The organism is Streptomyces flavotricini (assembly GCF_020639365.1).
GTDB lineage: Bacteria > Actinomycetota > Actinomycetes > Streptomycetales > Streptomycetaceae > Streptomyces > Streptomyces flavotricini.
Map to the genome: position 1 here is coordinate 4899037 of NZ_JAINUL010000001.1, position 26891 is coordinate 4925927.

The 26891-nt window shown below is 72.6% G+C and carries 30 protein-coding genes and 1 riboswitch; of the genes, 16 read left to right on the forward strand and 14 right to left on the reverse strand.

Annotated elements, in window-relative coordinates:
* The first annotated feature begins 111 nt into the window (after nucleotides 1-111).
* The 4 genes from K7B10_RS22295 to K7B10_RS22310 all read left to right on the forward strand — a co-directional run bounded on the left by K7B10_RS22295 (nucleotide 112) and on the right by K7B10_RS22310 (nucleotide 3447).
* A complete protein-coding gene (locus K7B10_RS22295) occupies nucleotides 112-1413 on the forward strand; it encodes an ABC transporter substrate-binding protein (protein ID WP_229338402.1) in 1302 nt (433 codons plus the stop codon).
* Nucleotides 1414-1525: 112 nt separating this feature from the next.
* The gene (locus K7B10_RS22300; RefSeq protein WP_030156982.1) at nucleotides 1526-1762 is read left to right on the forward strand and encodes a DUF3263 domain-containing protein; all 237 of its coding nucleotides are present in this window, start codon (nucleotides 1526-1528) and stop codon (nucleotides 1760-1762) included.
* Nucleotides 1763-1840: 78 nt separating this feature from the next.
* Nucleotides 1841-2689 carry a trehalose-phosphatase gene (otsB, locus tag K7B10_RS22305; RefSeq protein WP_229338404.1) on the forward strand — a complete coding sequence of 283 codons (849 nt, stop codon included), beginning with the start codon at nucleotides 1841-1843 and terminating at the stop codon, nucleotides 2687-2689.
* A gap of 143 nt (nucleotides 2690-2832) precedes the next feature.
* Nucleotides 2833-3447: a hypothetical protein gene (locus K7B10_RS22310; RefSeq protein WP_229338406.1), complete on the forward strand. Its 615-nt coding sequence runs from the start codon at nucleotides 2833-2835 to the stop codon at nucleotides 3445-3447.
* Nucleotides 3448-3463: 16 nt separating this feature from the next.
* Here the strand turns inward: K7B10_RS22310 and K7B10_RS22315 are convergent, their stop codons facing one another.
* Nucleotides 3464-4903 carry an alpha,alpha-trehalose-phosphate synthase (UDP-forming) gene (locus K7B10_RS22315; RefSeq protein ID WP_229338408.1) on the reverse strand — a complete coding sequence of 480 codons (1440 nt, stop codon included), beginning with the start codon at nucleotides 4901-4903 and terminating at the stop codon, nucleotides 3464-3466.
* A gap of 45 nt (nucleotides 4904-4948) precedes the next feature.
* Nucleotides 4949-5899, reverse strand: a complete 951-nt coding sequence (locus tag K7B10_RS22320; RefSeq protein ID WP_229338410.1) for a glucosyl-3-phosphoglycerate synthase — start codon at nucleotides 5897-5899, stop codon at nucleotides 4949-4951.
* Between the two features lie 207 nt (nucleotides 5900-6106).
* A riboswitch (SAM riboswitch) is annotated at nucleotides 6107-6256 on the forward strand.
* On the opposite strand from K7B10_RS22320, the gene thrC reads away from it, so the two are divergent.
* The 5 genes from thrC (at nucleotide 6250) to K7B10_RS22345 (ending at nucleotide 11291) form a co-directional block, all read left to right on the forward strand.
* Nucleotides 6250-7548 carry a threonine synthase gene (gene thrC, locus K7B10_RS22325; protein ID WP_229338412.1) on the forward strand — a complete coding sequence of 433 codons (1299 nt, stop codon included), beginning with the start codon at nucleotides 6250-6252 and terminating at the stop codon, nucleotides 7546-7548. It overlaps the preceding riboswitch by 7 nt.
* 33 nt (nucleotides 7549-7581) lie before the next feature.
* Nucleotides 7582-7860, forward strand: a complete 279-nt coding sequence (locus K7B10_RS22330; RefSeq protein ID WP_048475769.1) for a MoaD/ThiS family protein — start codon at nucleotides 7582-7584, stop codon at nucleotides 7858-7860.
* Nucleotides 7861-8243: 383 nt separating this feature from the next.
* Nucleotides 8244-8447 (forward strand): cold-shock protein, encoded by a 204-nt coding sequence (locus K7B10_RS22335; protein WP_005315736.1) that lies wholly within the window; start codon nucleotides 8244-8246, stop codon nucleotides 8445-8447.
* A gap of 353 nt (nucleotides 8448-8800) precedes the next feature.
* Nucleotides 8801-10423, forward strand: coding sequence for a chaperonin GroEL (groL, locus tag K7B10_RS22340; protein WP_030858540.1), 1623 nt, complete (start codon nucleotides 8801-8803; stop codon nucleotides 10421-10423).
* A gap of 268 nt (nucleotides 10424-10691) precedes the next feature.
* Nucleotides 10692-11291, forward strand: a complete 600-nt coding sequence (locus tag K7B10_RS22345) for a phosphoribosylanthranilate isomerase (protein WP_229338414.1) — start codon at nucleotides 10692-10694, stop codon at nucleotides 11289-11291.
* 20 nt (nucleotides 11292-11311) lie between these two features.
* On the opposite strand, the gene K7B10_RS22350 is transcribed toward K7B10_RS22345, so the two are convergent.
* Both K7B10_RS22350 and K7B10_RS22355 read right to left on the reverse strand, forming a co-directional pair.
* A complete protein-coding gene (locus tag K7B10_RS22350) occupies nucleotides 11312-12937 on the reverse strand; it encodes a serine/threonine-protein kinase (protein ID WP_229338416.1) in 1626 nt (541 codons plus the stop codon).
* A gap of 89 nt (nucleotides 12938-13026) precedes the next feature.
* Nucleotides 13027-13353: a protease inhibitor I9 family protein gene (locus K7B10_RS22355; protein WP_229338418.1), complete on the reverse strand. Its 327-nt coding sequence runs from the start codon at nucleotides 13351-13353 to the stop codon at nucleotides 13027-13029.
* 379 nt (nucleotides 13354-13732) lie between these two features.
* Here K7B10_RS22355 and K7B10_RS22360 point away from each other — a divergent pair, with 379 nt between their 5' ends.
* Nucleotides 13733-14914, forward strand: coding sequence for a S8 family peptidase (locus K7B10_RS22360; protein WP_229338421.1), 1182 nt, complete (start codon nucleotides 13733-13735; stop codon nucleotides 14912-14914).
* A gap of 67 nt (nucleotides 14915-14981) precedes the next feature.
* On the forward strand, nucleotides 14982-16382 hold the full coding sequence (locus tag K7B10_RS22365) for an outer membrane protein assembly factor BamB family protein (RefSeq protein ID WP_229338423.1): 1401 nt from the start codon (nucleotides 14982-14984) through the stop codon (nucleotides 16380-16382).
* Between the two features lies 1 nt (nucleotide 16383).
* Here the strand turns inward: K7B10_RS22365 and K7B10_RS22370 are convergent, their stop codons facing one another.
* Complete coding sequence (locus tag K7B10_RS22370; protein ID WP_229338424.1) at nucleotides 16384-16638, reverse strand: DUF397 domain-containing protein; 255 nt, start codon at nucleotides 16636-16638, stop codon at nucleotides 16384-16386.
* Nucleotides 16622-17458: a helix-turn-helix domain-containing protein gene (locus K7B10_RS22375; RefSeq protein ID WP_229338426.1), complete on the reverse strand. Its 837-nt coding sequence runs from the start codon at nucleotides 17456-17458 to the stop codon at nucleotides 16622-16624. The genes K7B10_RS22370 and K7B10_RS22375 overlap by 17 nt, the downstream gene beginning before the upstream one ends.
* Before the next feature lie 115 nt (nucleotides 17459-17573).
* Here K7B10_RS22375 and K7B10_RS22380 point away from each other — a divergent pair, with 115 nt between their 5' ends.
* Together K7B10_RS22380 and K7B10_RS22385 are read left to right on the forward strand one after the other, a co-directional pair.
* Nucleotides 17574-17792, forward strand: coding sequence for a hypothetical protein (locus K7B10_RS22380; RefSeq protein ID WP_229338428.1), 219 nt, complete (start codon nucleotides 17574-17576; stop codon nucleotides 17790-17792).
* Nucleotides 17789-18334 carry a hypothetical protein gene (locus K7B10_RS22385; protein WP_229338430.1) on the forward strand — a complete coding sequence of 182 codons (546 nt, stop codon included), beginning with the start codon at nucleotides 17789-17791 and terminating at the stop codon, nucleotides 18332-18334. Before K7B10_RS22380 ends, K7B10_RS22385 begins: the two co-directional genes overlap by 4 nt.
* On the opposite strand, the gene K7B10_RS22390 is transcribed toward K7B10_RS22385, so the two are convergent.
* The 6 genes from K7B10_RS22390 to K7B10_RS22415 form a co-directional block, all read right to left on the reverse strand.
* Nucleotides 18324-18737: a PIN domain-containing protein gene (locus K7B10_RS22390; RefSeq protein WP_229338432.1), complete on the reverse strand. Its 414-nt coding sequence runs from the start codon at nucleotides 18735-18737 to the stop codon at nucleotides 18324-18326. The genes K7B10_RS22385 and K7B10_RS22390 overlap by 11 nt on opposite strands.
* The gene (locus K7B10_RS22395) at nucleotides 18734-19006 is read right to left on the reverse strand and encodes a CopG family transcriptional regulator (RefSeq protein WP_229338434.1); all 273 of its coding nucleotides are present in this window, start codon (nucleotides 19004-19006) and stop codon (nucleotides 18734-18736) included. The genes K7B10_RS22390 and K7B10_RS22395 overlap by 4 nt, the downstream gene beginning before the upstream one ends.
* Before the next feature lie 123 nt (nucleotides 19007-19129).
* Nucleotides 19130-19747 carry a GNAT family N-acetyltransferase gene (locus K7B10_RS22400; protein ID WP_229338436.1) on the reverse strand — a complete coding sequence of 206 codons (618 nt, stop codon included), beginning with the start codon at nucleotides 19745-19747 and terminating at the stop codon, nucleotides 19130-19132.
* Between the two features lie 22 nt (nucleotides 19748-19769).
* On the reverse strand, nucleotides 19770-21248 hold the full coding sequence (locus tag K7B10_RS22405; protein ID WP_229338438.1) for a PTS transporter subunit EIIC: 1479 nt from the start codon (nucleotides 21246-21248) through the stop codon (nucleotides 19770-19772).
* Nucleotides 21249-21314: 66 nt separating this feature from the next.
* Complete coding sequence (gene murQ / locus K7B10_RS22410) at nucleotides 21315-22316, reverse strand: N-acetylmuramic acid 6-phosphate etherase (protein WP_229338440.1); 1002 nt, start codon at nucleotides 22314-22316, stop codon at nucleotides 21315-21317.
* On the reverse strand, nucleotides 22313-23248 hold the full coding sequence (locus K7B10_RS22415) for a MurR/RpiR family transcriptional regulator (RefSeq protein ID WP_229338442.1): 936 nt from the start codon (nucleotides 23246-23248) through the stop codon (nucleotides 22313-22315). Before K7B10_RS22415 ends, murQ begins: the two co-directional genes overlap by 4 nt.
* A 101-nt stretch (nucleotides 23249-23349) precedes the next feature.
* Between K7B10_RS22415 and K7B10_RS22420 the strand changes: the two genes are divergently transcribed.
* Together K7B10_RS22420 and K7B10_RS22425 are read left to right on the forward strand one after the other, a co-directional pair.
* Nucleotides 23350-23727 (forward strand): DUF8819 family protein, encoded by a 378-nt coding sequence (locus K7B10_RS22420; RefSeq protein WP_229338444.1) that lies wholly within the window; start codon nucleotides 23350-23352, stop codon nucleotides 23725-23727.
* A 7-nt stretch (nucleotides 23728-23734) separates the two neighbouring features.
* A complete protein-coding gene (locus tag K7B10_RS22425) occupies nucleotides 23735-24001 on the forward strand; it encodes a DUF4031 domain-containing protein (RefSeq protein WP_229338446.1) in 267 nt (88 codons plus the stop codon).
* A 36-nt stretch (nucleotides 24002-24037) separates the two neighbouring features.
* Here the strand turns inward: K7B10_RS22425 and K7B10_RS22430 are convergent, their stop codons facing one another.
* On the reverse strand, nucleotides 24038-25270 hold the full coding sequence (locus tag K7B10_RS22430; RefSeq protein ID WP_229345292.1) for a Cmx/CmrA family chloramphenicol efflux MFS transporter: 1233 nt from the start codon (nucleotides 25268-25270) through the stop codon (nucleotides 24038-24040).
* A gap of 56 nt (nucleotides 25271-25326) precedes the next feature.
* Complete coding sequence (locus K7B10_RS22435; RefSeq protein WP_229338448.1) at nucleotides 25327-25992, reverse strand: HD domain-containing protein; 666 nt, start codon at nucleotides 25990-25992, stop codon at nucleotides 25327-25329.
* Between the two features lie 117 nt (nucleotides 25993-26109).
* Here K7B10_RS22435 and K7B10_RS22440 point away from each other — a divergent pair, with 117 nt between their 5' ends.
* The gene (locus K7B10_RS22440; RefSeq protein ID WP_229338450.1) at nucleotides 26110-26814 is read left to right on the forward strand and encodes a copper homeostasis protein CutC; all 705 of its coding nucleotides are present in this window, start codon (nucleotides 26110-26112) and stop codon (nucleotides 26812-26814) included.
* The last annotated feature ends 77 nt before the right edge of the window (nucleotides 26815-26891 follow it).

Consider the following 26891-nt stretch of genomic DNA (forward strand, 5'->3'; position numbering starts at 1 on the left):
ACCTTGGTCGGGCGACGAACCGGACACCGTGCGTTCCGGATGTGGACGAGGCGCCAAAGTGGTGTAGACCTTACGTGGATCGTACGTACAACAAGGGGTGGATCGAGAACTGTGAAGGGCCGTTACCTGAGCCTGGCCGCGACCGGCGCCGTGCTGAGCCTGACCGCCGCGGCACTCACCGGCTGCGGAGCCGTGGGGAACCTCACCGGGGACAACGAGGTGACCCTGCGGGTCGTGGCGGCCGACTACGGGGACAATCCGCAGAACTCCTCCGCGGGCTACTGGAAGGACCTCGCCGCCGGCTTCCAGAAGGACCATCCGGGCGTGAAGGTCGAGGTCAGCGTCTACTCCTGGTCCGAGGTCGACGCCAAGGTCGCGGAGATGGTCAAGGCCGGCAAGGCCCCCGACATCGCGCAGATCGGCGCGTACGCCGACTACGCGGCCGCCGGCAAGCTGTACACGGCGGAGGAGCTGCTCTCCGTCAGCACCGAGGCCGACTTCCTGGCGCCGCTCGCCGACGCCGGCAAGGTCCGGCGGGTCCAGTACGGGATGCCCTTCGTGGCCAGTACCCGCCTGCTCTTCTACAACGAGAAGCTGCTGACGGACGCCGGGGTCATCCCGAAGGACACCAAGGGCGGGTGGCAGCCGAAGAGCTGGGCCGACCTGGAGGCCGCCGCGAAGAAGCTCAAGACGGCGGGCGTGGCGACGCCGTTCGCGCTGCCTTTGGGCCGCGAGGAGGCCCAGGCCGAGTCGATGATGTGGATGCTCGCGGGCGGTGGCGGCTACACCGACAACGAAGAGGCGTACGCGATCGACTCCGCGGACAACGTCAAGACGTTCGAGTTCCTGCGCGACAAGATGGTCGGCCAGGGTCTGACCGGAGCGCTGGAACCGGCGAAGACCGACCGGCAGGCGGCCTTCGACGCCTTCACGCGGGGCGAGGTCGGCATGCTCAACGGCCACCCCACGCTGCTGAAGCAGGCGGCGGAGAAGGGCGTGAAGTTCGGCATGGTGGCCATGCCGACCGCCGACGGGACCGAGCACCCGACGATGGGCGTCGCGGACTGGGTCATGGCCTTCAAGAACGGCCACCGCAAGGAGTCCGGGAAGTTCCTGGACTACCTGTACGAGGCGAAGAACGTGACGGCCTTCACCAACAAGTACGACCTGCTGCCGGTCACGACGACGGGCTACCGGGCGATGGACGCCAGCACGGGCGGCTCGGCCACGCAGCTGAAGACCTTCCTGCAGGCGCTGCCGAACGCGCGGCTCTACCCGGTCGGCAAGAAGTCCTGGGCCGGCGTCAGCGAGGACGTCAAGCAGAACATCGGCAAGAGCGTGCAGCCGGGCGGGCAGCCGGCGAAGGTCCTGGAGGACATCGCGGAGTCGGCGCGCAGGGCGGACGCGCACTGACACGGTGCCCGCCGGGGGGCGCGCCCACCGGCCCCTCGGCGGCCGTCCCTCGGCGGCCGCACCGTGGGGTCCGGGCCGGACGGGTGTCACAGGGCGGCGTTAATCTGGCGGTATGACGGACGACGTGGGGCTGACGGCCACCGAGGCCGCGGTGCTCGCGTACGAGGGACGCACCTGGCCCGGTCCCGGTGCCAAGGAGCGGGCGATACGCGAAGGGCTGGGGATGACCCCGGTCCGCTACTACCAGCTGCTCAACGTGCTGATGGACGATCCGCGGGCGCTGGCCCACGCCCCCGGCACCGTCAACCGGCTCCGCCGCATCCGCGAGGCGCAGCGGGCCCGGCGCTGACACCGCCCCGGCGGGCGGGCGCCGGTGCCCCCGGCCGCGCCGTAGCCGTGGCCCGGCGGGGCCGTTAGGGTCGTCCTCATGGGGAGCCATCCGCACAGCATGCCGATGCCCGTCACCGCCGCCGGACGGGAGGGACTCGAAGCCCTCCTCCGGGTGCCCCGCCGATCCGTGGTCGCGCTCGACTTCGACGGCACCCTCGCCGAGATCGTCCCGGATCCGGACCAGGCGCGCGCCCACCCGGGAGCCGTCCCGGCGCTGTCCGCCCTGGCCCCGGAGGTCGCCTCGGTGGCCGTGATCACCGGCCGGCCGGCCGGGGTCGCGGTCCGCTACGGGGGCTTCGCCGGCGCCCCCGGCCTGGAGCACCTGGTGGTCCTCGGCCACTACGGGGCCGAGCGCTGGGACGCCGTGACCGGCATCGTGCAGGCCCCGGCCGAGCACCCCGGGGTCGCCGCCGTACGGGCGGAGCTGCCCGGGTTCCTGGACTCCATCGGCGCCTGGCGCGGTACGTGGATCGAGGAGAAGGGCCGGGCCCTGGCCGTGCACACCCGGCGGGCGGCCGACCCCGACGCGGCGTTCGCCGCGCTGCGCGAGCCGCTCACCGAGCTCGCGGCGCGCCACGGCCTGATGGTGGAGCCGGGGCGGGCGGTGCTGGAGCTGCGGCCGCCGGGCATGGACAAGGGCGTGGCCCTGACCGAGTACCTCGCCGAGACGGGCGCCGAGGCCGTCCTGTACGCGGGGGACGACCTGGGCGACCTCGCGGCGTACGCGGCCGTGGAGAAACTCCGCACCGACGGCATGCCGGGGCTCCTGGTGGCCAGCGGCTCGGCCGAGGTCCCCGAACTCGCCGCCCGGGCCGACCTGGTCCTCAACGGCCCCGCGGACGTGGTGGCCTTCCTGGCGGCGCTGGCCGGAGCCATCCGCGGCTGACGCCCGGGTGCCGCCCGGCCGACGGCCGGGTGCCGCCCGGCCGACGCGCACGCGGTGCCCGGGTACCCGGGCCCGGGTACCCAGCCGGTCTTTGAGTACGCGCGCTCATGATCCGCCGCCCGGCCGCTCCTATCGTCACCCGCATGGACACGGACCCGACCCCCGCCGCGGCGACCACCACGAGCTCCCGGGGCTTCACCGGCTGCGCCGTCGCGCTGCTCGTCGTCACCGTGCTGGCCCTCCTGGGAGCCGCGGCGCTGGCCGGGCTGGAGAAGAGCCTGCAGGGCGGCGGGCACCTCGACAACGACAGCCCCTCCGGCAGCGTGGCCGACCCGCTCGCCCCCGGCGCGACCGCCCGGTACATCGACGACCTGGAGGTCACGGTCAGCCGGCCCCGCCGCGAGGCCACGGGCGCCTACCGCTTCACCATCACCTACGCCAACGGCACCGACGAGTCGCTGAACCCGGGCGGGGAGTCGGAGAGGACCAGCGTCAGCACGATCGCCGACGCCCCCGTCGTGGTGCGGGCGGGCACGTCCTCCGACCACTACCCGTCCGGCTCCACGCTGACCTGGCTCAACGAGGACGAGGCGGCCTCGGCCCTCGTGCCGCCCCTGCGCAAGGGCGGCAAGCGGACCGTCCAGGTGCGCGTCGTGCCCGGCTCGCGGGGGACTCCGGTCGCGGTCGAGGTCCACCCGCCGTCCGCGAACTACCGCGAGACCGCGTACTGGCAGTTCGGCCCGGACGACCTGGACTGAGCGCCGCCGGCCCGGCCTACACCTCGCGGAGGGCGTCCAGCTGGGCCGTGAACCAGGCCGTCGGGGGGAGGGCGGTCGCGGCGGCGGCCAGGCGCTTGGTGCGCTCCAGCCGCTCGTCCGCCGGCATGGACAGCGCCGCGTGCAACGCCTCCGCCGTCGCCGACACGTCGTACGGGTTCACCGTCAGCGCGTCCTCGCGGAGCTCCCCGTACGCCCCCGCCCCCGTGGAGAGCACCAGCGCGCACCCCTCGTCCGACACCACCGGGATCTCCTTCGCCACCAGGTTCATCCCGTCCCGGACCGGGTTCACCAGCGCCACGTCGGCCAGCCGGTACGCCGCCAGGGAGCGGGCGAAGTCGTCCTTCACCGACACCAGCACCGGCTGCCAGTCCGGCGTGGCGAACTCCCCGTTGATCCGCTCCGCCAGCTCCCGTACCGCCTGTGTGTAGGACCGGTACACCGCCAGGTCCTGCCGGGAGGGGTACGCCGAGGTCAGGTGCACCACCCGCCCGCGCCACTCGGGGTGCACCGTCAGCAGCTCCCGGTACGCCAGCAGCCCGCGCAGAATGTTCTTCGACAGCTCCGTCCGGTCCACCCGGACGATCGCCTTGCGGTTCCCGACCTCCGCGCGCAGCGCCGCCAGCTTGTCGTCCACCTCCGGCCGGTGCGCCAGCCCGCGCAGCTCGTCCGCGTCCACGCCCAGCGGGTACACGGCCACGTCCGTGTACCGGATGCGCGCGCCCCGCTTCTGGTGCTGCACCCTGCGCTGCGGGTCCCCGGTCGCGCGGGCGATGCCGCTCGTGTCGTCGATGTGCGCGCCGGCCATGAAGCCGTCCGCCCACGCCCAGGTGTGGAAGCCCACGACGTCCGCCCCGAGCATCCCCCACACCAGCTGCGAGCGGATGTCGTCGGGGAGCATCCCCAGGAACTCCGGCGAGGCCCACGGGGTGTGCGTGAAGTGGCTGATCCTCAGATCGGGCCGCAGTTCGCGCAGCTCGCCGGGGACCAGCGCCAGGTGGTAGTCCTGCACGAGCACGGCCGCGCCCTCGCCCGCCTCCTCGGCCAGCGCCACCGCGAAGGCGCGGTTGTACGCGACGTACGAATCCCACTGACGGCGGAACTCCGCGTCGAAGACCGGCTCGCGCGGGATGTCGTAGAGGTGGTGGTGGGTGAACCACAGCACCGAGTTCGCGATGCCGTTGTACGCGTCGTCGTACGTCGTGGGATCGATGTCCAGCATCCGGACGCCGGGCTCGCTGACGCCCCGGCGGACCGCCTCCCGGTCCGCGTCCGACAGCGCCGCGCAGATCCACAGCGCATCCGGCTGGCGGGCGAGGGCGGCGGAGAGGCCGGAGACGAGTCCGCCCCCGCCGCGCCGGGCCGTGAGGGTGCCGTCGTCGCCGAGATCGTAGGAGAGCGGGCCGCGGTTCGCTGCAACGAGTACCTGGGAAGCCATGCGGCGAACCTAGCCCGGGGCCCGCCCGCTCAAACGTCAGTTCCCTCACGCCACCCGACGGCCGGAGTACTCCTTGACCCCGGCCATCGGCGGCCGCTCCTCGGTGTCCACGGGGTACGTCCGCGGCACGAACCCGTCCGGGCCGCGCTCGAACTGCGTCAGCTCGGGCCGTACGAGATGCCCGCGCGAGAGCCGCAGCTGCGCCGTCCGGTAGATCGCCGCGGCCATGCGGCCGAGTGCCTGGCCGTCCTGGTGGCGGTGGAGCCGTACGCCCACGTCCACCTGGGCCAGCGCGTCCAGTCCGACGGTGTGCAGCGCGTCCACGAGCAGGCCGAGCTCGACCCCGTACCCGACGGGGAACGGCAGGCGTTCCAGCAGCTCGCGGCGCACGGCGTACTCGCCGCCCAGCGGCTGGACGAAGCCGGCCAGCCGCGGCCAGTGCAGATTGAGGAGGGGGCGGGCGACGAGCTCGGTGACCCGGCCGCCCTGGCCGGGGGCGTCGCCCAGCGGGCGGTCGTACATCGCCTTGACGAACTGCACGTCCGGCTCGGTCAGCAGCGGGCCCACGATCCCGGACACGAAGGCGGAGGAGAAGTCCCGCAGGTCCGCGTCCACGAAGCAGACGACGTCCCCGGTGGTCGCCAGCAGCGAGCGCCACAGCACCTCGCCCTTGCCGTGCACGGCCGGGATCCGCGGCAGGAGGTCGTCGCGGTGCACCACCCGGGCGCCGGCCTTCGCGGCCACCTCGGCGGTCCGGTCGGTGGAGCCCGAGTCGATCACGACCAGTTCGTCCACCAGCGGCAGCGGCAGCCCGTCGATCAGATCGCGCCGGATCACCTCGACGATGGCGCCGACCGTCTCCTCCTCGTCGAGCGCGGGCAGGACGACGCTGACCGTGGTGCCGGCCGCCCGTTTGGCCGACAGCAGCTGGTCGAGCGGTCGGTCGGACGCGGACCAGGAGCGGTCCGCGAACCAGCGCTCCACCTCTTCCAGCACGTTCAGCACTCCCTGCTCGTCCGTCGGTCGTCCGTCGCCCCTCGGCGGTTTCGGCCGAAAAGTGATCCATCTCGCGGTTCGGACGGCTGTCTCAACCGCCCGGGCCTTCGGTTACAGTCTTGAACAACGCGAAGGACCACCGCATGCCGGGGGTCCCCGCGCACAAATGCCCGGACGCGCCGCAGAGCGCGCGCACCGGTGCCATACCGCTCATCCAGAGGGGCAGAGGGACACGGCCCGTTGAAGCCCCGGCAACCCTCCAGTCGGTTCTCGCGCTTGCTTGCGGCAGCGAGGTCCCCGGCTAGGGAAGGTGCCAATTCCGTCTCATGGCGAAGTGCGCCATGGGGAAGATGAGGAGAAAGGGCCTCGCCATCATGGCTGCACAGACTGTCGCCACCTCTGTCGATCTCGGACCTGCCACCGGCCTCTCGTGTCGTGAGTGCGGTACCCGTTTCGAGCTCGGACCCATCTTCGCCTGCGTCGAGTGTTTCGGTCCGCTGGAAGTCGCCTACGACCTGCCCACCGGGGACCCCGAAGCGCTGCGCGCCGCGATCGAGGCCGGCCCGAACAACATCTGGCGCTACGCCCCGCTGCTGCCCGTCCCCGCGGACGTGGCCTCCAAGCCCAGCCTGAACCCCGGCTTCACCAAGCTCGTGGACGCGGCCAACCTGGCCAAGGAGCTCGGCTTCACCGGCAAGCTGTACGTCAAGGACGACTCCGGCAACCCGACGCACTCCTTCAAGGACCGCGTGGTGGCCATCGCCGTCGAGGCCGCCCGCGCCTTCGGCTTCACCACCCTGTCCTGCTCCTCCACCGGCAACCTGGCCGGCGCCGTCGGCGCCGCGGCCGCCCGGGCCGGCTTCCGCTCCTGCGTGTTCATCCCGCACGACCTGGAGCAGGGCAAGGTCGTCATGGCCGGTGTGTACGGCGGCGACCTCGTCGGCATCGAGGGCAACTACGACGACGTCAACCGCTTCTGCTCCGAGCTCATCGGCGACCCGCTGGGCGAGGGCTGGGGCTTCGTCAACGTCAACCTGCGTCCGTACTACGGCGAGGGCTCCAAGACCCTCGCCTACGAGATCTGCGAGCAGCTCGGCTGGCGGCTGCCCGACCAGATCGTGATCCCGATCGCGTCCGGCTCGCAGCTGACGAAGATCGACAAGGGCCTGCAGGAGCTGATCAAGCTCGGGCTCGTCGAGGACAAGCCGTACAAGATCTTCGGTGCGCAGGCCGAGGGCTGCTCCCCGGTCTCCACGGCCTTCAAGGCCGGCCACGACGTGGTCCGCCCGCAGAAGCCGAACACCATCGCCAAGTCCCTGGCCATCGGCAACCCGGCCGACGGCCCGTACGTCCTGGACATCGCCCGCCGTACGGGCGGTTACGTCGAGGACGTCACCGACGAGCAGGTCGTCGAAGCCATCAAGATCCTCGCGCAGACCGAGGGCATCTTCGCCGAGACCGCGGGCGGTGTGACCGTCGGCGTGACGAAGAAGCTCATCGAGAACGGGCAGCTCGACCCGGCGCTGACCACGGTGGTCCTCAACACCGGTGACGGCCTCAAGACCTTGGAGGCGGTGGCCGCGGACAGCGGGCAGACCGCGACCATCCGCCCGAGCCTGGACGCGTTCCGCGCCGCCGGCCTGGCCTGATCTCTCCCCTGAACCCCGGAAGGCAGTAGCGCCATGAGCGTCAACGTCCGCATCCCCACCATCCTGCGCACCTACACCGGCGGCCAGGCCGAGGTCTCCGCCGAGGGCGCGACCCTGTCCGAGGTCATCGCCTCCCTGGAGGCGAACCACCCGGGCATCGCCGCCCGCGTCCTGGACGACCAGGGCAAGCTGCGCCGCTTCGTGAACGTCTACGTCAACGACGACGACGTGCGCTTCGAGGGCGGTCTGGACGCGGTGACGCCGGACGGCGCGGGCGTCTCGATCATTCCCGCCGTCGCGGGCGGCTGCTGACACGCGAAAGCCCAGAATTACCCCCTCCGGTAAAAGCGGAGGGGGTAATTCTGCTTGGTTGGGCGCGGTAGAGTTGGGGAAGTCCCCTCCGCTGTTCTTGCCCGCCGCATATGAGCGGGTCGCGTGATGGTTGACATTGAGTCAATGTGCGAGTGCGGTATGGGGCTTTGGCGAGATATGCCGGGTCCGAGTTGCCCGGGAATCTACCAACTTTTCACTCTATTTCAATGTATCCCCGTGTCCAGAATTCTCGTCGGATTGACCTGTTGCAGACAGCAGCGGTGCGGATACATTCAGCCCCGGTCGAGGCGTTCCGGCGCAAGTTCTGACCCGGGACCGCGAAGTGCGGTCCTGCGCAAGGGCCAGTAATAGGGGAGTTAGGCATGGCTCAGGGCACCGTCAAGTGGTTCAACGCGGAGAAGGGCTACGGCTTCATCGCGGTCGACGGTGGTGCGGATGTGTTCGTCCACTACAGCGCCATCCAGATGGACGGGTACCGCACCCTTGAAGAGGGTCAGCGGGTCGAGTTCGAGATCTCGCAGGGCCAGAAGGGTCCGCAGGCGGACATGGTCAAGCTCGCCGTCTAGCCCCGGCGCGATCGACCACCGACGCATACACACGAAGGGCCCGCACCTCAGAGGAGGGGTGCGGGCCCTTCGTGCTGCCCGGGAGCCGGGCGGGGGCCCGGCCGGGCACGGGTCGACGTTCGCCCAAGCCGCTTGCACTCGGAGGGGTCGAGTGCTAATCATTGGCGTTAGCACTCTCCTGCTGAGAGTGCTACTACACGGGACCGGGTCGGTGAGGCCCGCAGGGTCCGGCGGGAAGGAACCGCCGGGCACGCAGGCCGTCCGTCGCGGGCGCGGGCGCGGTCCGGAGCAATCCAACCCTCCCCTCGCGCCGATGGCGCAGGGGGAACCCCAGTCCTGGAGGACCACTTCAGATGGCCAAGATCATTGCGTTCGACGAGGAGGCCCGGCGCGGTCTCGAGCGCGGGATGAACCAGCTCGCCGACGCCGTCAAGGTCACCCTTGGCCCCAAGGGTCGCAACGTCGTCCTTGAGAAGAAGTGGGGCGCCCCCACGATCACCAACGATGGTGTCTCCATCGCCAAGGAGATCGAGCTCGAGGACCCGTACGAGAAGATCGGCGCCGAGCTGGTCAAGGAAGTCGCCAAGAAGACGGACGACGTCGCGGGCGACGGTACGACCACCGCCACCGTGCTCGCCCAGGCGCTCGTCCGCGAGGGCCTGCGCAACGTGGCCGCCGGCGCCAACCCGATGGCCCTCAAGCGCGGTATCGAGAAGGCCGTCGAGGCCGTCTCCGGCGCCCTGCTGGAGCAGGCGAAGGATGTCGAGACCAAGGAGCAGATCGCTTCCACGGCCTCCATCTCCGCCGCCGACACCCAGATCGGCGAGCTCATCGCCGAGGCCATGGACAAGGTCGGCAAGGAAGGCGTCATCACGGTCGAGGAGTCCCAGACCTTCGGTCTGGAGCTCGAGCTCACCGAGGGCATGCGCTTCGACAAGGGCTACATCTCGGCGTACTTCGCGACCGACATGGAGCGTATGGAGGCGTCGCTCGACGACCCGTACATCCTGATCGTCAACTCGAAGATCGGCTCGGTCAAGGACCTGCTGCCGCTCCTCGAGAAGGTCATGCAGTCCGGCAAGCCGCTGCTGATCATCGCCGAGGACGTCGAGGGCGAGGCCCTGTCGACCCTGGTCGTCAACAAGATCCGCGGCACCTTCAAGTCCGTCGCCGTCAAGGCCCCGGGCTTCGGCGACCGCCGCAAGGCCATGCTCGGCGACATCGCCATCCTCACGGGTGGCACGGTCATCTCCGAGGAGGTCGGCCTCAAGCTCGAGAACGCGGGCCTGGACCTGCTCGGCCGCGCCCGCAAGGTCGTCATCACCAAGGACGAGACCACGATCGTCGACGGTGCCGGTGACAGCGACCAGGTTCAGGGTCGCGTCAACCAGATCCGCGCCGAGATCGAGAACTCCGACTCGGACTACGACCGCGAGAAGCTCCAGGAGCGCCTCGCGAAGCTGGCCGGCGGCGTGGCCGTCATCAAGGCCGGCGCCGCGACCGAGGTGGAGCTCAAGGAGCGCAAGCACCGCATCGAGGACGCCGTTCGCAACGCGAAGGCGGCCGTCGAGGAGGGCATCGTCGCCGGTGGTGGCGTGGCCCTGCTCCAGGCCTCCGCGGTCTTCGAGAAGCTCGAGCTCACGGGTGACGAGGCCACCGGCGCCAACGCCGTGAAGCTCGCCCTGGAGGCCCCGCTCAAGCAGATCGCCGTCAACGGTGGTCTCGAGGGTGGCGTCGTCGTGGAGAAGGTCCGCAACCTGACGGTCGGCTGGGGTCTGAACGCCGCGACCGGCGAGTACGTGGACATGATCGCCGAGGGCATCATCGACCCGGCGAAGGTCACCCGCTCCGCGCTGCAGAACGCGGCGTCGATCGCGGCCCTCTTCCTCACCACCGAGGCCGTCATCGCCGACAAGCCCGAGAAGGCCGGCGCCCCGGCCGGCGGCGGCATGCCGGGCGGTGACATGGACTTCTGATCGGCCCCTGGCTGATCGGCTGTTCTTCGACCGAGGGCGGCACTCCCCACACGGGGGGTGCCGCCCTCGGGTGTTTCAGGCAGCCGGGCGCGCGATGAACGTGACCTCTTCGTGGTCCTCGTCCAGGGCGATGTTCAGAGAGGCGTCCAAGGCGTGCGCGGCCGGCCGTATATGTCGTCCACGACATAATGCGGGCTGTAGGGGTAGTTGACCCCTTCGCATGAGACGGTCCTTCACCGTTGACGGACGGCTTTGGTTGACTGGGGGGATGAGCGAGCTGTTCGTGAAGATCTGCGGCCTGAAGACCGGGCCGGACGTCGACGTGGCCGTGGCGGCCGGGGCCGACGCCGTCGGGTTCGTCTTCGCCGCCGGGAGCCCCCGTACGATCGGCGCCGCCGCGGCGCGGGAGCTCGGGGCCCGGGTGCCGGACTCGGTGCTGACCGTCGGGGTGTTCCGGGGGCAGCCGGTCGACGAGGTGCGGCGGCTGGCCGAGGAGAGCGGCGTACGGGGGGTCCAGCTCCACGGGGACGAGGGGCCCGAGTACTACGAGGCGCTGCGCGCCGAGGGCCGGACCCTGCTGCGGGCCACCGCCGGGCACGTGGAGCGCTGCGGGGAGTACGGCGAGGACCTGCTGCTGCTCGACGCGCCCGACCCCGGCTCCGGCAAGCCGTGGAACTGGGGCTCGGAGGAGTTCACCGCGCCGGAGGGCCGCTGGCTTCTGGCCGGCGGACTGACGCCCCGGAACGTGCGGGAGGCCGTGGCGACCACCGGCGCCTGGGGCGTGGACGTGTCCAGCGGGGTGGAGCGGGAGCGCGGCGTGAAGGACCCCGCCCTGATCCGCGCCTTCATCGAGGCCGCCCGGGGCTGACCCCGGCGGGCGGTCCGCCGTCAGGCCGCGCGCCAGACCGTCATGTCCGCGGTGATCCAGCCGGGCAGGTCGGGCAGCCGCACGACCGGCTTGATCTGGATCACGAGCAGCGCGATGTCTCCCGAGGGGTGCCTGACACAGATCTCGGTGCCGGGCGCCGATGCGGCCAGTGGCAGCTTGTGCTGCGTGGCGGGCCTCGTGAGGAGGCCGCACGTGTCGAGGTTGCCGGTGCCGGGATCGGCGTACAGCTGGACGATCACGCTCGTGTCGCTCACCAGCTCACAGCTGTTCTTCTCGCAGTCCAGGCGGATGTCCCCGGTACGGTCCTCCCGCCTGACCGGGTCCTTGATGCCGATCGAGTTCTTCTCGTCGAGCCGTACCTGGGGGTAGGGGACGGGCGCGGGCGGCTTGGAGGCCTTGGGCGTACTCGGTGCGGCTCCGCCGGATCCACCAGCACCGGCGGATCCTGCGGCCTTGCCGCCGCTCGCCGGGCCGGGGGACGTGGCCGCGGCCGCGCTCCGTTGGCGGGCCCGGTCCGCCGCGTCCATGACTGTCCAGGCCAGGCCGGTCAGCAGGGCTGCCGACGCCGTCACCGCCGCGGTGACGATCAGAGCGGTACGCCGCCTGCGCCTCCGCTGCTCCTCCGGCGTGCGGGGCGTCGTCATCGGTGGCTGCCAGGCCATGGGCGGCGGCAGCGGCGGCTGCGTATCCAGGGCCCGCGTGTGGACCGAGGTGGGGTGCGGCACCGGAGCCGGGACCACCGGCTCCGGCCCCGTCACCTCCCGCCAGACGGCCGGACCGCCGCCCGCGTCCGCGTCCTTGCCGAGCCGCTGCCTGCACCAGGCCACGATCTCCGCCGGGGTGGCGCGGTCGTCCGGATCGGCTGCCAGACACCGGGCGATCAGAGGGCGCAGCGACTCCGGCAGCCGGGACAGGTCGGGGTCGGAGTGCACGATCCGGAACAGCACGCTGACGGAGGGGCCGTCCCCGTACAACGGCTCGCCCAGCGCGGCGAACGCCGCCGTCTGACCGAGTGCGAAGACATCGGTGGCCACCGTGGTCTCGCCGGCCAGCGCCTGCTCGGGGGCCATGTACTGGGGCGTGCCGATGGCGCTGCCCGTGGCGGTGGGCGAGGTGGTGCCGGAGGCCAGCGAGATGCCGAAGTCGATGACCCGGGGGCCGTCGGCGGCCAGCAGGACGTTCGAGGGCTTCAGGTCGCGGTGCACGATCCCCGCACCGTGGATGACTTCCAGGGCCTCGGCCACGCCCGCCATCAGCCACAGCACCGCGGGCACCGGCAGCGGCCCGCGCCGGGCCACGGCCTCCGACAGCGAGGGCCCGGGCACGTACACGGTGGCCAGCCAGGGCGGCGTCCCGTCCACGTCGGCGTCGATGAGCTCGGCCGTGTACGCACCCCGGACCCGCCGGGCCGCCTCCACCTCGCGGCGGAACCGCCGCAGGAACGTGGGGTCCTCGGCCAGTTCCGGCCGCACCACTTTGATCGCCACGGGCCGGCCGCCCGGGGTGTGCGACAGGTAGACCCGGCCCATGCCGCCCGCGCCGAGCCGGGCCGCGAGGCGGTAGCCGGCAGCGGTCTGCGGATCGTCCTCCCGCAGGGGCTGGAACACCTCGGTCGCGCTGTTCATCGGTCTCCCCCCGACTCCCCCGATCAACCGCTGAGTTGATCGTCATCACTCTAAGCGGCGGGCAGGGCGGGGGAACGGCCGGGCGCCCGTCAGCCGGCCGAGGCCGCGCCGTCCCGCTCGACGGCCTCGACGCCCGGCAGCGCGCGCAGGGCCACGAGCTGGGCGGGGCTGAGCGGGGCGGCGAAGCCGTGCAGCGTGTGGTCGTAGACGTGGACCGGGGTGACGCCGACCCGCCGCGCCACATCGGCCGGGTCGAGCTCCCTGCTCACGGTGACGATGTACGTGGGGTGGTCGGCGGGGGCCGCGTACGGAACCGGTTCGCGCACGGCGGCCGTGGCCGCCGACGCGGGCAGTGCGGAGAAGGCGGCCAGTACGACGACGGCTGCGGGCAGGGCCCGGCTCGGACGGGTGCGCATAGGGCGAGGCCATCATGTACGACGCCGCAGGTCAACGACGTGCGCGGGGGTGGCGGGGGCACCGGGGCGCACCCGCCGTGCGCTCGCTGGTGTGGGCGCGGGCCGTACGGGTGATCTTGCTGGAGGGGCGTGGGCGGTACGGGCCGGGACCGGGTGGGGCACGGCCCTGACGGCACAGGGGAAACCCCTTTCTGCAGCGTGTGCGACCGGACGTGCGGGCGCGTGCGGGGGGCGATCGGCCGGGCGGGCGGCGGTGGTTCATGACCCGCCCGCGTGGCACCGATGGAAGGGAAGGCCGCACCCGCGGAGGCGTTCGCCCTGGTCAGGGCAGCTCACTCATGCCGCCCTTCCGGCCCACCCCCTTCAGGGAGTTCCTTCCATGCGCCTGCTCGCACGCCTGGCCACCGCCGCCCTGCTCACCGTGCCCCCGGTCGCGGCCGGTACGGCCGCCGCCGACACCCCGGAGCCGACCCCGGTACCGCTGCACACCGCCGTGAACGCCGTGCCCGGCAAGTACATCGTGACGCTGGAGAAGGGGGTGGACGCGGCGAAGGCGGCGACGAAGCTCGGCCTGAAGCCGACGTTCGTCTACACGAAGGCGATGAACGGGTTCGCGGTCCCGCTGACCCCGCTCCAGCTGCAGATCGTCCGGGTGAGTCTTGGCGTGAAGTCGGTCGAGGAGGACGCCGCCGTCCAGTCCGTGCCGCAGCCGACGCGGACGCCGGGCACCCGGGCGCCCTCCTCCTCGTGGGGCCTGGACCGGATCGACCAGAAGGAACTGCCCCTCGACGGCAACTTCACCACCGACGGCAACGGCGCCGGGGTGACCGCGTACATCCTCGACACCGGCATCGACTACGCCCACGACGAGTTCGGCGGGCGCGCCACCTTCGGCTACGACGCGATCGGCGACGGGCGCCTCGGCGCGGACTGTCAGGGCCACGGCACGCACGTCGCGGGCACGGTCGGCGGCACGACGTACGGGGTGGCGCGCAAGGCGAGCCTGGTCAGCGTTCGCGTCCTCGGCTGCGACGGCAAGGGCACCTGGTCGGGGATCATCGCGGGCATGGACTGGGTGGCGAAGAACGCCAAGCAGCCGGCCGTGATGAACGCCTCCCTGGGCGGGGACAAGTCGACCGCCGTCAACGACGCCGCGGACGCGGTCACGGACGCGGGTGTGCTGCCGATCGTCGCGGCGGGAAACTCGTCGGTCGACGCCTGCAACGTCTCGCCCGCGTCCGCCGGAAAGGTGGTGACGGTCGCGGCGAGCAACCAGTACGACGAGGAGACCGACTTCTCCAACTACGGACGCTGCGTCACCCTCTACGCCCCCGGTAAGGCCATCGTCTCCGCGAAGCTGGGCGGCGGCAGCGTGGCTCTGGACGGCACGTCGATGGCCGCCCCGCACGCCGCCGGTGTGGCCGTCCTCTACAAGCAGGCGCACCCGACCGCGACCCCGGAGGACATCGCCTTCTACCTGGAAGCGGAGAGCACCAAGGACATCCTGACGAACCTCAGCCCCGCCTCGCCCAACAGGATCCTGTTCACCAACGGTCTCTGACCGCCGGAGGGTCCCGACGTCCCCGGCCCGCAGCCCGTCGCGGATAGGCTGCGGGCCGAGGGGGATCATGGACACGCCACCGCCGCTCGTGGAGCGGCTCAGGAACCACGCACGGCTCGCCGCGGCTTGCGCGTTCAGCGCGGTCGCGGTGCTGTACGCCGTGCTGTGCGTGAAGCTGACCGTCGTCGACATGACCGACGGCGTGTGCGACTTCGGCGGCTGCCCGCGCGGGCTGGATCCGCTGCTGTGGTGGACCCTGCTCGCCGGGCTGGCCGCGGGCGGGCTGTGGTGGTCGGTCGTGAAGGGCCGCTCGTACCGGTCCGCCGTCGGCTGGACCGCGGCGGTCGCCGTCGCGCTGGTCGCACTGTGGCCCGGGTGGCTCGGCTTCGCGTGGCTGCGCGGCCCGCACATGGACCTCTTCTCGTACCAGGTCCCGGGGAGTTCGCCAGTCGGCAAGCCGCTCGGTTCCTGGGCGGGGCCACCGGCCACCGGGTTCGTGGTCCGGGCCGGCGCGGACGGCGTGACCGGCTACGACGGGGAGGGCCGCCGCGGCTGGAGCCTGCGCGTTCCGGCAGGCGGGGCGGTGTGCGCGATGAGCGCGGACAGCCCTTCCGGTACCGGTCTGTTGACCTTCGCCACCGTGCTGGACGGCTGCGGAGGCCGCCTGGTGGCGGTGGACGTCACCTCCGGCAAGCAGCTCTGGACCATGAACATCCCGCACCTCGTGGGCCGGCCGGCCGCGGGAGGCTCCCAGGCCGTGACCGCGACCGCGGACGCCGTTCTCGCATACGACCTGGCCACCGGCGTCGAGCGGTGGCGCTCCCCGCTACCGGCGGGCGCCGTTGCCGTGGAGGTGGCCGCCGGCCCGGAGCGGGTCCTGCTCTTGGCCCGGACGGACCGGGGCGTCGAGCTGTTCGCGCTCGGAGCCCGCACCGGCGCCGTCGCCTGGCGGTTCACGATGCCGGTCGGGTACGAGTCCCCGCGCATCGTGTCGGCGTCCCCGGCGGCCGCCGTCGGTGACGGCCGCCTGCTGGTCTTCGACGAGGCGGGCCGCGTGCGGGCGGAGTCGCAGGAGCCGTACGTCCCGACCACGGGCGAGACGGAGTGGCTGGTCGTCGGTGACGTGCTGTACGCGTCCGTCCCGGAACGCGAGAAGCGGGAGCTGCTGGCGGCGTTCTCGCTCTCGGACGGCCGGCACCTGTGGACCCGCGCCTTCGAGAACGACTGGCGGGTCCGGGCCCTGGCCGCCGACGCCCGGTCCGGGCGGATCGCCGTGGTCACGGAAGGCGCGTACACCCACCTGTGGCACCTCGACCCGCGGACCGGGAAGCCGGACCGCGAGTCGACGGTCCTGCGGGGCCTGCGGCTGGGCGAGTCGTTCGCCCTCCACGGCCGGACGTTCGTCAACCTCGACGACGACGGCCGCCTCCCACCGGTCTTCGACGTGGCCCCGACGATCGGCTGGTGAGTCAGAGGCTGCTGATGAACGCCGTCCAGGCCGGGCCGTTGAAGGTGAGGTGGGGGCCGTCCGGGGCCTTGGAGTCCCGGACGGGGACGAGGCCGGGGTGGCCGTCGGCGACTTCGAGGCAGTTGCCGCCGTCGCTAGCGCTGTGGGTGGACTTGCGCCAGGTAGCCATCTCCACGCAGCTGCCGCCGCTGGCATCGCTGTAGCTGGACTTGTGCCAGACGGCTGCCGAAAGGTCGTATTCAGGCGTGCTGGTCATGTTCGTAATCCTCCGCCACCGACTCGATCAGGGCTAGCGACTTTTGCGGTGAGAGCGCGTTGGCCGTGAGGAGATCGTAGGTCAGGGTGTGGTGAGTGACCGTGGCCGGATCGTCGAACAGCTGTCCCGTTCCCATGCCTTGGATGTAGGCGAGCGAGGGAGCGTCTTCGAACGACATCAGTTGCACGAAACCACCCATCGCCGCGTGGAAGCCCGCACTGAAGGGCAGCACCTGCACGATGATTCGGCGCGACCGGATCAGGCTCGCGATGTGCCGCAGGGCTTGTGCCAGCACATCCGGACTCTCCCCGGCCCGGCGCAATACCGCCTCGTCGAGAACACACCAAAACAGCGGCGTTGTTGGATCACTGAGTAGCGCGGCGCGGGCCAGTCGGTTCGTGACCAGCTCGTCGATCGTCTCTTCGGTCGCGGTGGGATGGCCTGCGCGGAACACCTCGCGCGCGTACGCCTCCGTCTGGAGCAGTCCGGGGATCAGCTGCGGCGCGTACTCGCGGATGGTCTTCGCCAGAGCTTCGGCCTCGGCCGCCGCCGCGAAGTGGTCCGGGTACTTCGACTTGGCCGCCGCGCCGCAGTTGCGGCTGAAGAAGCCGTCCGTGCCGAGGATGTCGTCGATCTGCCGGGCGAATTCGATGTGCATCCGCCGGGTGCCGGCTTCGAGCTGGCCGATGAACGAGCCGCTGACGAAGAGGGGTTCGCCGAGCTCGGCCTGGCTGAAGCCCGCGCGTTCACGGGCCACCCGCAGTTCGGCGCCGAGCAGGGCGCGGGGTGAGGAGGACGGGTCGAGGTTCTTACCTGCCATCGCAACTCTCCTGGCAACACGTGCCGTTGTTGAGGTGTCCGTGTGGAAAGGCTAGCGAGCGCGCCGCCACTCTGTGTGTCGAAGGCGAACACTCAGAGTGGAAAGGTGACATGTCATGGTGCTCAGTCCTCAGGAGCGGATGCAGGCCGCGGAGGAGGCCGTACGGCAGCTCAAGGACTCGCTGACCGGGGTCGGGGTCGTGTTCCCGTCCCTCGGGGTGGACGGGGTTTCGGCGGCCGGTACGTACGGGCTGCCGCTGGTCGATCTGGGCCGCTGCAACCTCGACACCGCGCTCCGGCTGGCCGCCGTGCTCCACGAGCGGGCGCACCCGTGATCCAGGGCGGGGCCGCCGACTGGGGCTTCGAACTCGGATGGAAGCTGCGCGGACTGGAGCACGCCCTCCTCGGCAGTGGCTGGAAGCGCGGCGGGCGGCCGGGGCCGTCCGCTCCGGGCGTGCAGCGGTTCACGCTCATCCACTGGCCGGTGGGGGAGGGCACCCGGTTCGAGGACGCCCGCTACGACGGGCTGAAGAAGCAGCCGCCGCAGGGCTGCGAGGCCGGGGAGATCGGCGGGCGCTTCGGGCTGCGGTGCGAGCGGCCCGGCGCGCGGCTGCTGGATGCCGTCGCCGAGCTGTGCGGTGAGATCCGGACCGGACACGGGCTGCTCATGACCGACCTCGGGATCGAGAAGCTGTGGGAGTGGTCGGCGGACGGCACGGACGGCTGGGGCGCGGAGATCGTGGGCCAGCTGCTCCTGATGGCCGCCGAGCGGGGCCCGCGCCTCGGCTACGGCGTCGATGACCTGGTCCGCTTCCTGCGGACCGCGGCCGGGTCGTGCCGTGACGGGTCGGGCCCCGCGGGGGTGGTCAGACCTTGACCGTGGCGAGGCGTTTGCCGCAGAGGGCCGTCAGGTCCTCCGGGCCGGAGGTCAGGACGGTGACCGGCCCGGGCGCCGCGAGCGCGGTGGCGGCGAGCATGGCGTCGATGGCGTGCTTGTGCCCGTGCAGTCCTGCTTCGCGGAGCAGATCGGTGGCACGGTGGGCGATCTCCTCCGTGACGGGTTCGACCACGACTCGGGACAGCGCCCACTTCAGTGCCGGCACGTTGATCTGGGGGTGGATCACTTCGACGAGGGTGGCCGTGCTGGTGATGACACGGACGTCCCGGGCGTGGGCTGCCGCCAGCCAGCCCACGGTTTCACGGTCGCGGGAGATGTACTTCGCGAGTCCCTCGCTGTCGAGGACGAGAGTGCCGGCGGGGGCTGCCTTCCGGGGTGTCATGCGACGCTCCGCCCGTCTTCGGCAATGGCCGACTCTTCCTTGTGCGCGCGCACGAGGAAGTCGCCCTTCTCGCGGATTTCCTCGGCCGTGATCGGGCCGATCTCCGCCTCGGCGACGGCGATGAGCTCGGCGAGGTTGTCGCGCTCGATCTGGCGGGCCACGGCGGCGGTGACGTAGGCGGACAGGCCCGAGGGGCCGCTGCGGGCGCGAGCGGCCTCGGCGACGTCGCGGGGCATCGAGATCGAGTACTTCTGGGTGGGCTCGCTCATGCCACCCATGCTACTTCTGATGCCACCGTACCCGGGGGTGAGGGAATACGTAGGCATAGGCTGACGGCATATGCGCGCTGGCTCGATGGTGTGGTCATGCGGCGATCTTCAGTGCGGGACCGGTCAGTCCGTGCGCAGGCGGGCGTGGAGGTGTTCGTCGTGCCAGCCGTCCGCGTGGAGGAGGGCGCCGCGCATGGTGCCCTCCAGGGGGAAGCCGGCCTTCTCCGCGATGCGGCACGAGGCCGGGTTGGCCACGGAGTGGGTGATCCGCAGGCGGTGCAGCCCGAGCTCCTCGAAGGCCCAGCGGCTGACCCGGTCCGTGGCCGCGACCATGATCCCGCTGCCGCGGCCCGCGGGCAGCAGCCAGTACAGGAGCTCCCCGCTCCCGCCCGCCAGGTCGAGGTCGGCCATGCCGATCAGGCCGACGGGCCGGCCGCCCACGGCCGGGGCCACCGCCCAGATCGCGGCCTCCTCGGCGTACCAGCGCTCCCGCCAGCGCTCGATCCGGGCCACGGCCCGCTCCGGATCGAGCACCGGCGGGCGGTTCCAGTGGCGGATCTCCGGGTCGTGGCAGGACTCGACCAGCGAGGGCGCGTCGTACGGGGTCCACGGCCGCAGCCGGAACGGGCCCGGGAGGTCCAGGACCGGCTGGGGCCGGGCGGCCATCCGGCCCGGCGGGACCACCGGGGGGAGGACGGCGCAGGCACGGGCTTCGGCTTCGGCTTCGGCGGGGAGGCGCATCCAGGCAGTCTCCCCGACCCGTCTAGCTCTTCGCCATGGCCGGCTCCTTCGGTGGGGCGGCGGCCGGAGCCGGCTCCTGGTCGGCGTTGAGCTCGGTCAGCATCCGGCGGGTGAATCCGAAGAAGTACGTGGCCGCGAAGCCCACGACGTAGCCGGTCAGCAGGCCGCCCGCGTAGATCGCGAGGTTCGTGCCCAGCCCCGAGGGGCCGTCCAGGAGCGGGAACAGGGCCCAGCCCGAAGGGCCGATGGCCGTGGCTCCGAAGGCGACCCCGAGCTGGTTGAAGAGCCCGACGAACGCCCCGCCCGCCGCGCCGCCCACGCAGGCGGTGACGAAGGGGCGCCCGAGCGGCAGCGAGACCCCGTAGATCAGCGGTTCGCCGACGCCCAGGAAGCCCGCCGGGAGCGCGGACCTGATGGTGGTGCGCAGGGACCGGTTGCGCGGCAGGCGGCAGTAGACCGCGAGCGCCGCGCCGACCTGGCCCGCGCCCGCCATGGCGAGGATCGGCAGGAGGGCGGTGTGTCCCGTCTGCTCGATGAGGGTGGTGTGGATCGGGATCAGCGCCTGGTGCAGGCCCAGCATCACCAGCGGCAGGAACAGGCCGCCCAGGACCAGCCCGGCGAAGGCGCCGCCGCCGGCGAGCATCCAGGTCGCGAAGGAGCCGATGGCGGTGGCGACCTCACCGGCGAGGAACATCAGGCCGAAGATCGTCACCAGCCCGGAGGTCAGGACGGTGAGGGTGGGGGTGACCAGGGCGTCCACCGACTCGGGGACCCACCTGCGGCACAGCCGCTCGACGTGGACGGCGAGGAAGGCGGCGGCCAGCGCCCCGAGGACCCCGCCCTGGCCGGGGGAGAGGTGCTGGCCGAAGGCGTCGATCTTCGCGACGCCCGGGAAGACGATGATGGCGGCGACGGCACCGCCCAGGATCGGCGTGCCGCCGAACTCCCTGGCCGTGTTGTAGCCGACGAAGACGGCGATCAGCGACATGAACCCGGAGGCGATCGCGGCGAGCGCGGGGACGACGGCCGGCAGCCAACCGGTGTTGAGCAGTACCCCGTTCAGCCCCGCGATGATGCCGCAGCCGATGAGCGCCGGGATCAGCGGGACGAAGACGTTCGCGATCCGGCGCAGGAACAGCTTGACCGGGGTGCTGTTGCGGGCCTTCTGCGCCTGCTTCAACGCGGCGCCCCGGTCGGCGAGTTCCCCGGCTGTGACCGGGGGCTCGGAGGTACGGGGGGAGCGGCCCTCCTCGACCAGCGCCTCGAACTCCGGGGTCACCCGGGCGACCGTCCCCGGCCCGAGCACGATCTGGTAGGTCTCGTCCTCGACGACGCCCAGCACCGCGGGCAGGGCCCGCAGCGCCTCTTCGTCGACCAGCGAGCGGTCGTGCAGGGCGATGCGCAGCCGGGTCATGCAGTGCGCGATCGAGCTGATGTTGTCCGGGCCGCCGACCAGGGGGAGGATCGCGGCGGCGGTGGCGCGGTTCTTGTCAGTGGACATGTGGTGATCGCCTTGCGTCGGGGAAACGGGGCAGTCAGCAGGTCAGCAGGTCAGCAGGTCAGCAGGTCAGCGGGTCAGGGGGTCGGCGGGTCGGCGGGTCGGCAGTTCGGTGGCCTGGCCGGCGGGCGTACGGGCCAGGGCGAGGGCCTCGCGGAGGTGGCCGCGCGCGGCCGTGAGCAGTGCGGCCGCCGCCGGGCCGTCCACGCCGCCCAGCAGGACGAGCACGGCCTGCTTGACCTCGCCGCCGGTGGCGTCGAGCGCGGCCTCGATCTCCTCGTCCGGCGCGCCGGTGGCCAGTGCCACGATGCGGCGGGAGCGGGCGCGCAGCTTCTCGTTGGAGGCGCGCAGGTCGACCATCAGGTTCCCGTACGTCTTGCCCAGCCGGATCATGGTGATGGTCGAGACGAGGTTCAGTACGAGCTTCTGCGCGGTACCGGCCTTCAGACGGGTGGACCCGGTCAGCAGCTCGGGCCCGACGACGACCTCGATGCCGTGCTCTGCGGCCGCGGCCAGCGCCGAGCCGGCGTTGCAGGACAGGCCGACGGTGAGCGCCCCGCGCGTACGGGCGGACTCGACGGCGCCGATCGCGTACGGGGTGCGGCCGGAGGCGGAGACGCCGATGACGGTGTCCTCCGGTCCGATGTCCAGGGCGGCGAGGTCTTCGGCGGCCAGCTCCTTCGAGTCCTCGGCGCCCTCGACGGACCGGACCATGGCTCCGGGCCCACCCGCGATCAGGCCCACGACCTGCGCCGGGTCGGTGTTGAAGGTGGGCGGGCACTCGCTGGCGTCCAGGACGCCCATCCGGCCGGCCGTGCCGGCGCCCGCGTACACGAGCCGCCCGCCACGGGCCATCCGCGGCGCGATGGCGTCGATCGCGGCGGCGATCTGCGGCAGCTGCGCGGCGACGGCGGCCGGGACGCCGGCGTCCTCGGCGTTCATGGTGCGGGCGATGTCCAGGGTGGACAGCCGGTCGATCTCGGCCAGTTCGGGGCGGAAGGCCTCGGTGGTCAGGGTGTCGAGCTGGGCGCGGAGCGCGGTGTACGAGCTGTCGGCGTGCGGGCCGGTCATGGGCGTGGGCTCCTGGCGGATCGGCGGGGGGCGAGTGCCTCGTACGAGGCGGCGAGCGCGGGTGCGGCACTCTCGTACGTCTGCTGCGCGACGGCCACGAACAGGCAGTCGACGACGAGGAGCTGGCTGGTCCGGCTCGACATGGCGGCCGGTCGCAGCCGGGTCTCGCGGGCGGCGGAGGTGGCCAGTACGAGGTCGGCGTAGTGGGAGACGGGGGCGTTCGGGCGGCCCGTGAGCGCGATGGTGGTGGCGCCGCGCTCGAAGGCCGTGCGGAGGGGGTCGATCACGTCGCCGGTGGCGCCGGAGTGGGTGATCGCGACGGCCGCGTCGCCGGGGCGCAGCTGGACGGCGCCGGTGACGGCCAGGTGGGGGTCGCCGTGGGCGTGGGCGACGAGGCCGATGCGCAGCAGCTTCTGCGCGAGGTCCTGGCCGACGAGCGCGGAGGCGCCGACGCCGTAGATGTCGATCCGGCGGGCGGTCGCCAGTGCGGTGACGGCGGCGGCGAGCGCGGTGAGGTCGAGTCCGGCGGCGGTGTCGGCGAGGGTCTGGGCCTCCTCGTGGGCCAGTTTGGCGACGACGTCGGCGATCGGGTCGTCGACGGCTATGTCGGCGGCGAGGGCGGGGGCCGCGCCGGACTCCTGCTGCGCGGCGAGCGCGGCGAGGGCGAGGCGCAGGTCGCGGTAGCCGGGGTAGCCGAGGAGGCGCGCGGCGCGGACGACGGTGGCCTCGCTGGTGCCGGTGCGCGCGGCGAGCGCGCTGACGGTGAGGCGGGAGCAGCCGGCGGGGTCGGCGGCGACGGTTTCTGCGACGGCCCGGACGGAGCGGGTCATGGAGGGGCCGAGACTGCGGACGCGGGCCCGCAGCGGGACGGTGCCGGGGTCGGTTCCCGGGACGGCGCCCTCGCTGAAAGTTACTTTCGGGTCGACGCTCATCCATGAAATCTATTTTCGGCCGGTGTGGGGGTCAAGGCACCATTCGGCACCGGTTCGGAAGGACCTTCACCACATGGCCCGTACGGGTTCACAATGGGCGCATGGACCACGCGACCCCCCTGGAACAGGCGCTGCACGTCGCCCGCGCACTTGTTCTCGCCGATCTCGCTGCCGGCGAGGTCGCCGACGCCGATGTCGTCTCCCTCGTCGAGGACTCGGTCACGCACCGCCGGTGGTGGGTGGAGCAGTGGCCGGAGGGGGTCGACTACCTCGCCGGGCTCGTCGCCCAGGACGTACAGGACGCGCTGCTGGAGAAGTACGGGCGCTGGCCGCTGTGCCCGGTCTGCGCGCAGGGCGATCCGCACGCGCTGGACGTGGAGCCGGAGTTGGGCCCGGATCCGCACTGGGTGTGCGGCAAGGCCGGGGTGAAGGTCGCCGCGGTGGGCGCCCTCGGCCCCGTGTTCGGCGCCGGCCGGTGAGCCGCCGGTGACGCTCTACATCGACCCGCCGACCTGGCCGGGCCACGGCCGCATGTGGTCGCACCTGGTCAGTGACGTCTCGTACGAGGAGCTGCACGCCTTCGCGGCGTCGATCGGCTGCCCGGCGAAGGCGTTCGAGCGGGACCACTACGACGTGCCGTCGCACCGCTACGCGGACGCGGTGGGTGCGGGCGCGGTGGAGATCGGCAGCAAGGAGCTGGTCCGCCGCCTGACGGCCGCGGGCCTGCGCCGCCCGAAGGGCCGCCCGGCCTGACGGGCGGGGCCCGGTCCCGCCCGGTCCCGCCCGGGGTCAGCGGGCGGCGGGCCGTACGGATTCGGCGGCCGCGTCCGGTACCTGCGGGGCCGAGGAGGCGATCACACGCGTCGGGGGCTGGGGCGCGCGGGTGTGCAGGCGCAGGGCGATCGCGCCGAGCGCGATGGCCGTCACCGTCATCGCCGCGCCCGCCCAGGCGGGGGCGGCGAAGCCGCGGCCGGCGTCGATGACCGCGCCGCCGAGCCAGGGGCCGCCGGTGTTCCCGAGGTTGAACGCGGCCGTCGTGGTGGCTCCGGCCAGGGTCGGGGCGGCGCCCGCCACGTTGAACATGCGGGCGTTGAGGGCGGGCGCCGTGGCGAACGCCGAGACGCCGATCAGGAACGACAGTCCCACCGCGGCCACGGCCGAGGCCGCGAACAGGGCCAGCGCGACGAGGAAGAGCGTCGAGGCGGTGATCCCCCACAGCATCACGCCGAACAGGTGCGCGTCCGCGATCCGCCCCCCGATCGTGGTGCCGACGAGCGCGCCGATCCCGAACAGCGCGAGCACCCACGGCACCCAGCCGGCGTCCAGTCCGGCGACGTCCGTGAGCAGCGGGGACAGGTAGCTGAAGGCGCAGAAGACCCCGCCCGCGGCCAGCGCCGTGACGCCGATCGACAGCCACACCTGGCGGTCGCGGTAGATGCGCAGCTCCCGCGCGAGGGTGGGGCGTACGGAGGGCCGCGGGATGTCCGGGATCAGCGTCAGGATGCCGGCGAGGGCGACCGCCGAGGCCGCGCCGACCGACCAGAACGCGGACCGCCAGCCCAGGTGCTCGCCGAGGAAGGCGCCGGCGGGGACGCCGAGGACGTTGGCGATGGACAGGCCGCCGATCATGACGGCCATGGCGCGGGCCCGCTGGTCCTTCTCCACCATCGCGATGGCGACGGCGGCGCCGACCGCCCAGAAGCCGGCGCAGGCGAGTGCGGAGACGATGCGGGAGGCGAAGAGGAACGCGTACGAGGGGGCCAGCGCGCCCGCGACCTGCCCGAGGCCGAAGAGGCTGATGAGGGCGATGAGGGTGGTGCGGCGCGGGAGCCGCAGGGTGGCCACCGCCAGCAGGGGCGCCCCGACGACCATGCCGATCGCGAAGGCCGATATCAGCAGGCCGGCCTGCGGGATGGTGACGTCCATGTCCTGGGCGATGGGCGGCAGCAGCCCCGAGAGCATGAACTCGCTCGTCCCGAGCGCGAACACGGACAGGCCGAGGACGTAGACGGCGACGGGCATGCGGGAGCGTGCTGCGGCGGAGGGCATGCTCTGCACGAACCGCCGCGAAGCGGATCTCATTCCCGGGCGGCGGGACCGGTGCTCAGATCGGCGAGCTCGGCGGCCAGGTTGCGGCGGGCCGGGGCCTCCCAGTGCGCGGTGCCGTACGGGGTGCGGAAGAGCCGGGGCAGGCCGATCAGCTGGCGCAGTACGGCGGCCCGGCCGGCGCGGAAGGCGTCCTCGGGGACGAAGCCGTACTCGGCGCGGACGGCGGCGACGTACGCCGCGTAGGCGTCGGGCGGGCCCGCGAGCACGGCCAGGTCGGCGTCGCAGAGCACCTCGCCGTTGGTGTCGCCGGCGGCGGGGTCGTGGGTGACGGTGAGCCGGACCAGCCGGGCCACCTCGGCGGTGCGGGCCGCGTCGATGCCGAGCTCGGGCAGGGCGCGCTCGGCGAGGGCGGCGCTGCGCTCCTCGTTCTCGGAGCGGTCGGGGCGGTAGACGGCGTCGTGGAACCAGGCGGCGAGCTCGACGGCGGCGGGGTCGGCGGCGTGCGCGGCGAGTACGTCGATCCGCGCGAGTACGTCGGCCAGGTGCGCGGTGGTGTGGTAGCGGCGCTGGGGCTCCGCCCAGGCGGCGAGGAGCCGGTCGGCGTACGGGCCGGGATCGTGTTCGGCGGCCGCGCCGGCCGCGGTGGTGGTCGCGTGCCAGCGGGCGCGGAGCGGGGCGGTGTCCATGCGGTCCATGCGCACATTGTGCGGGTGGCGTGATTGTGCTGGTGGAGGGTGGGCGGAGGCCCGTACCCTGGATATTGGACTAGACCTATTTTCCATACCAGCAGCTTTCCGGAGGAGTGGGGCCCAATGAGCAACCGTGCAGTCCTGGAGGTGATCGCCCTCGACGCGGAGGACGCGGTCGCGGCCCAGGAGGGTGGGGCGGACCGCCTCGAACTGGTCACCGACATGGCCGCCGACGGGCTCACCCCGCCGCGCGAGACCTTCGCGGCGATCAGGGCGGCGGTCGACATCCCGCTGCGCGTGATGCTCCGTACGGCCGACGGCTTCGCGGCGGGTTCGGCCGCGGACGTGGAGCTGCTGGCCGCGCGGGCGCGGGCGCTGCGGGCGGAGGGGGCGGACGAGTTCGTCCTCGGGTTCCTGGCCGCGGACGGCAGCCCGGACCTGGCCGCGATCGAGGCGGTCGTGGCGGAGCTGGACGGCTGCAAGTGGACCTTCCACCGGGCCATCGACCGGGCCGCGGACCGGGACCAGCTGCGCAAGGCGCTCGCGGAGCTGCCGGAGTCCGCCGCGCCCGACACGTACCTGACGGCGGGATCGGCGACCGGCGTCGACGCGGGGCTGCCGGTGCTGCTGGCCGAGGCGGCGCGGCGGGGCGAGCCGGGGTACACGGCGCAGATCCTGGTGGGCGGCGGGCTGACGCTGTCCCACCTGCCGGTGCTGCGGGCCGCCGGGATCGACGCGTTCCACATCGGCGGCGCGGCCCGGCCCGACGGCTGGACGGGCCCGGTCTCGGCCTCGGCGGTGGCCGACTGGCGGGCCGCGCTGGCGTAGGCGCACCGCCCGGCGCCGCACCGGCGGGCACCGGCGGGCACCGGCCCGGCCACCGGCCGCCGGCCCCGGCGCCGGCC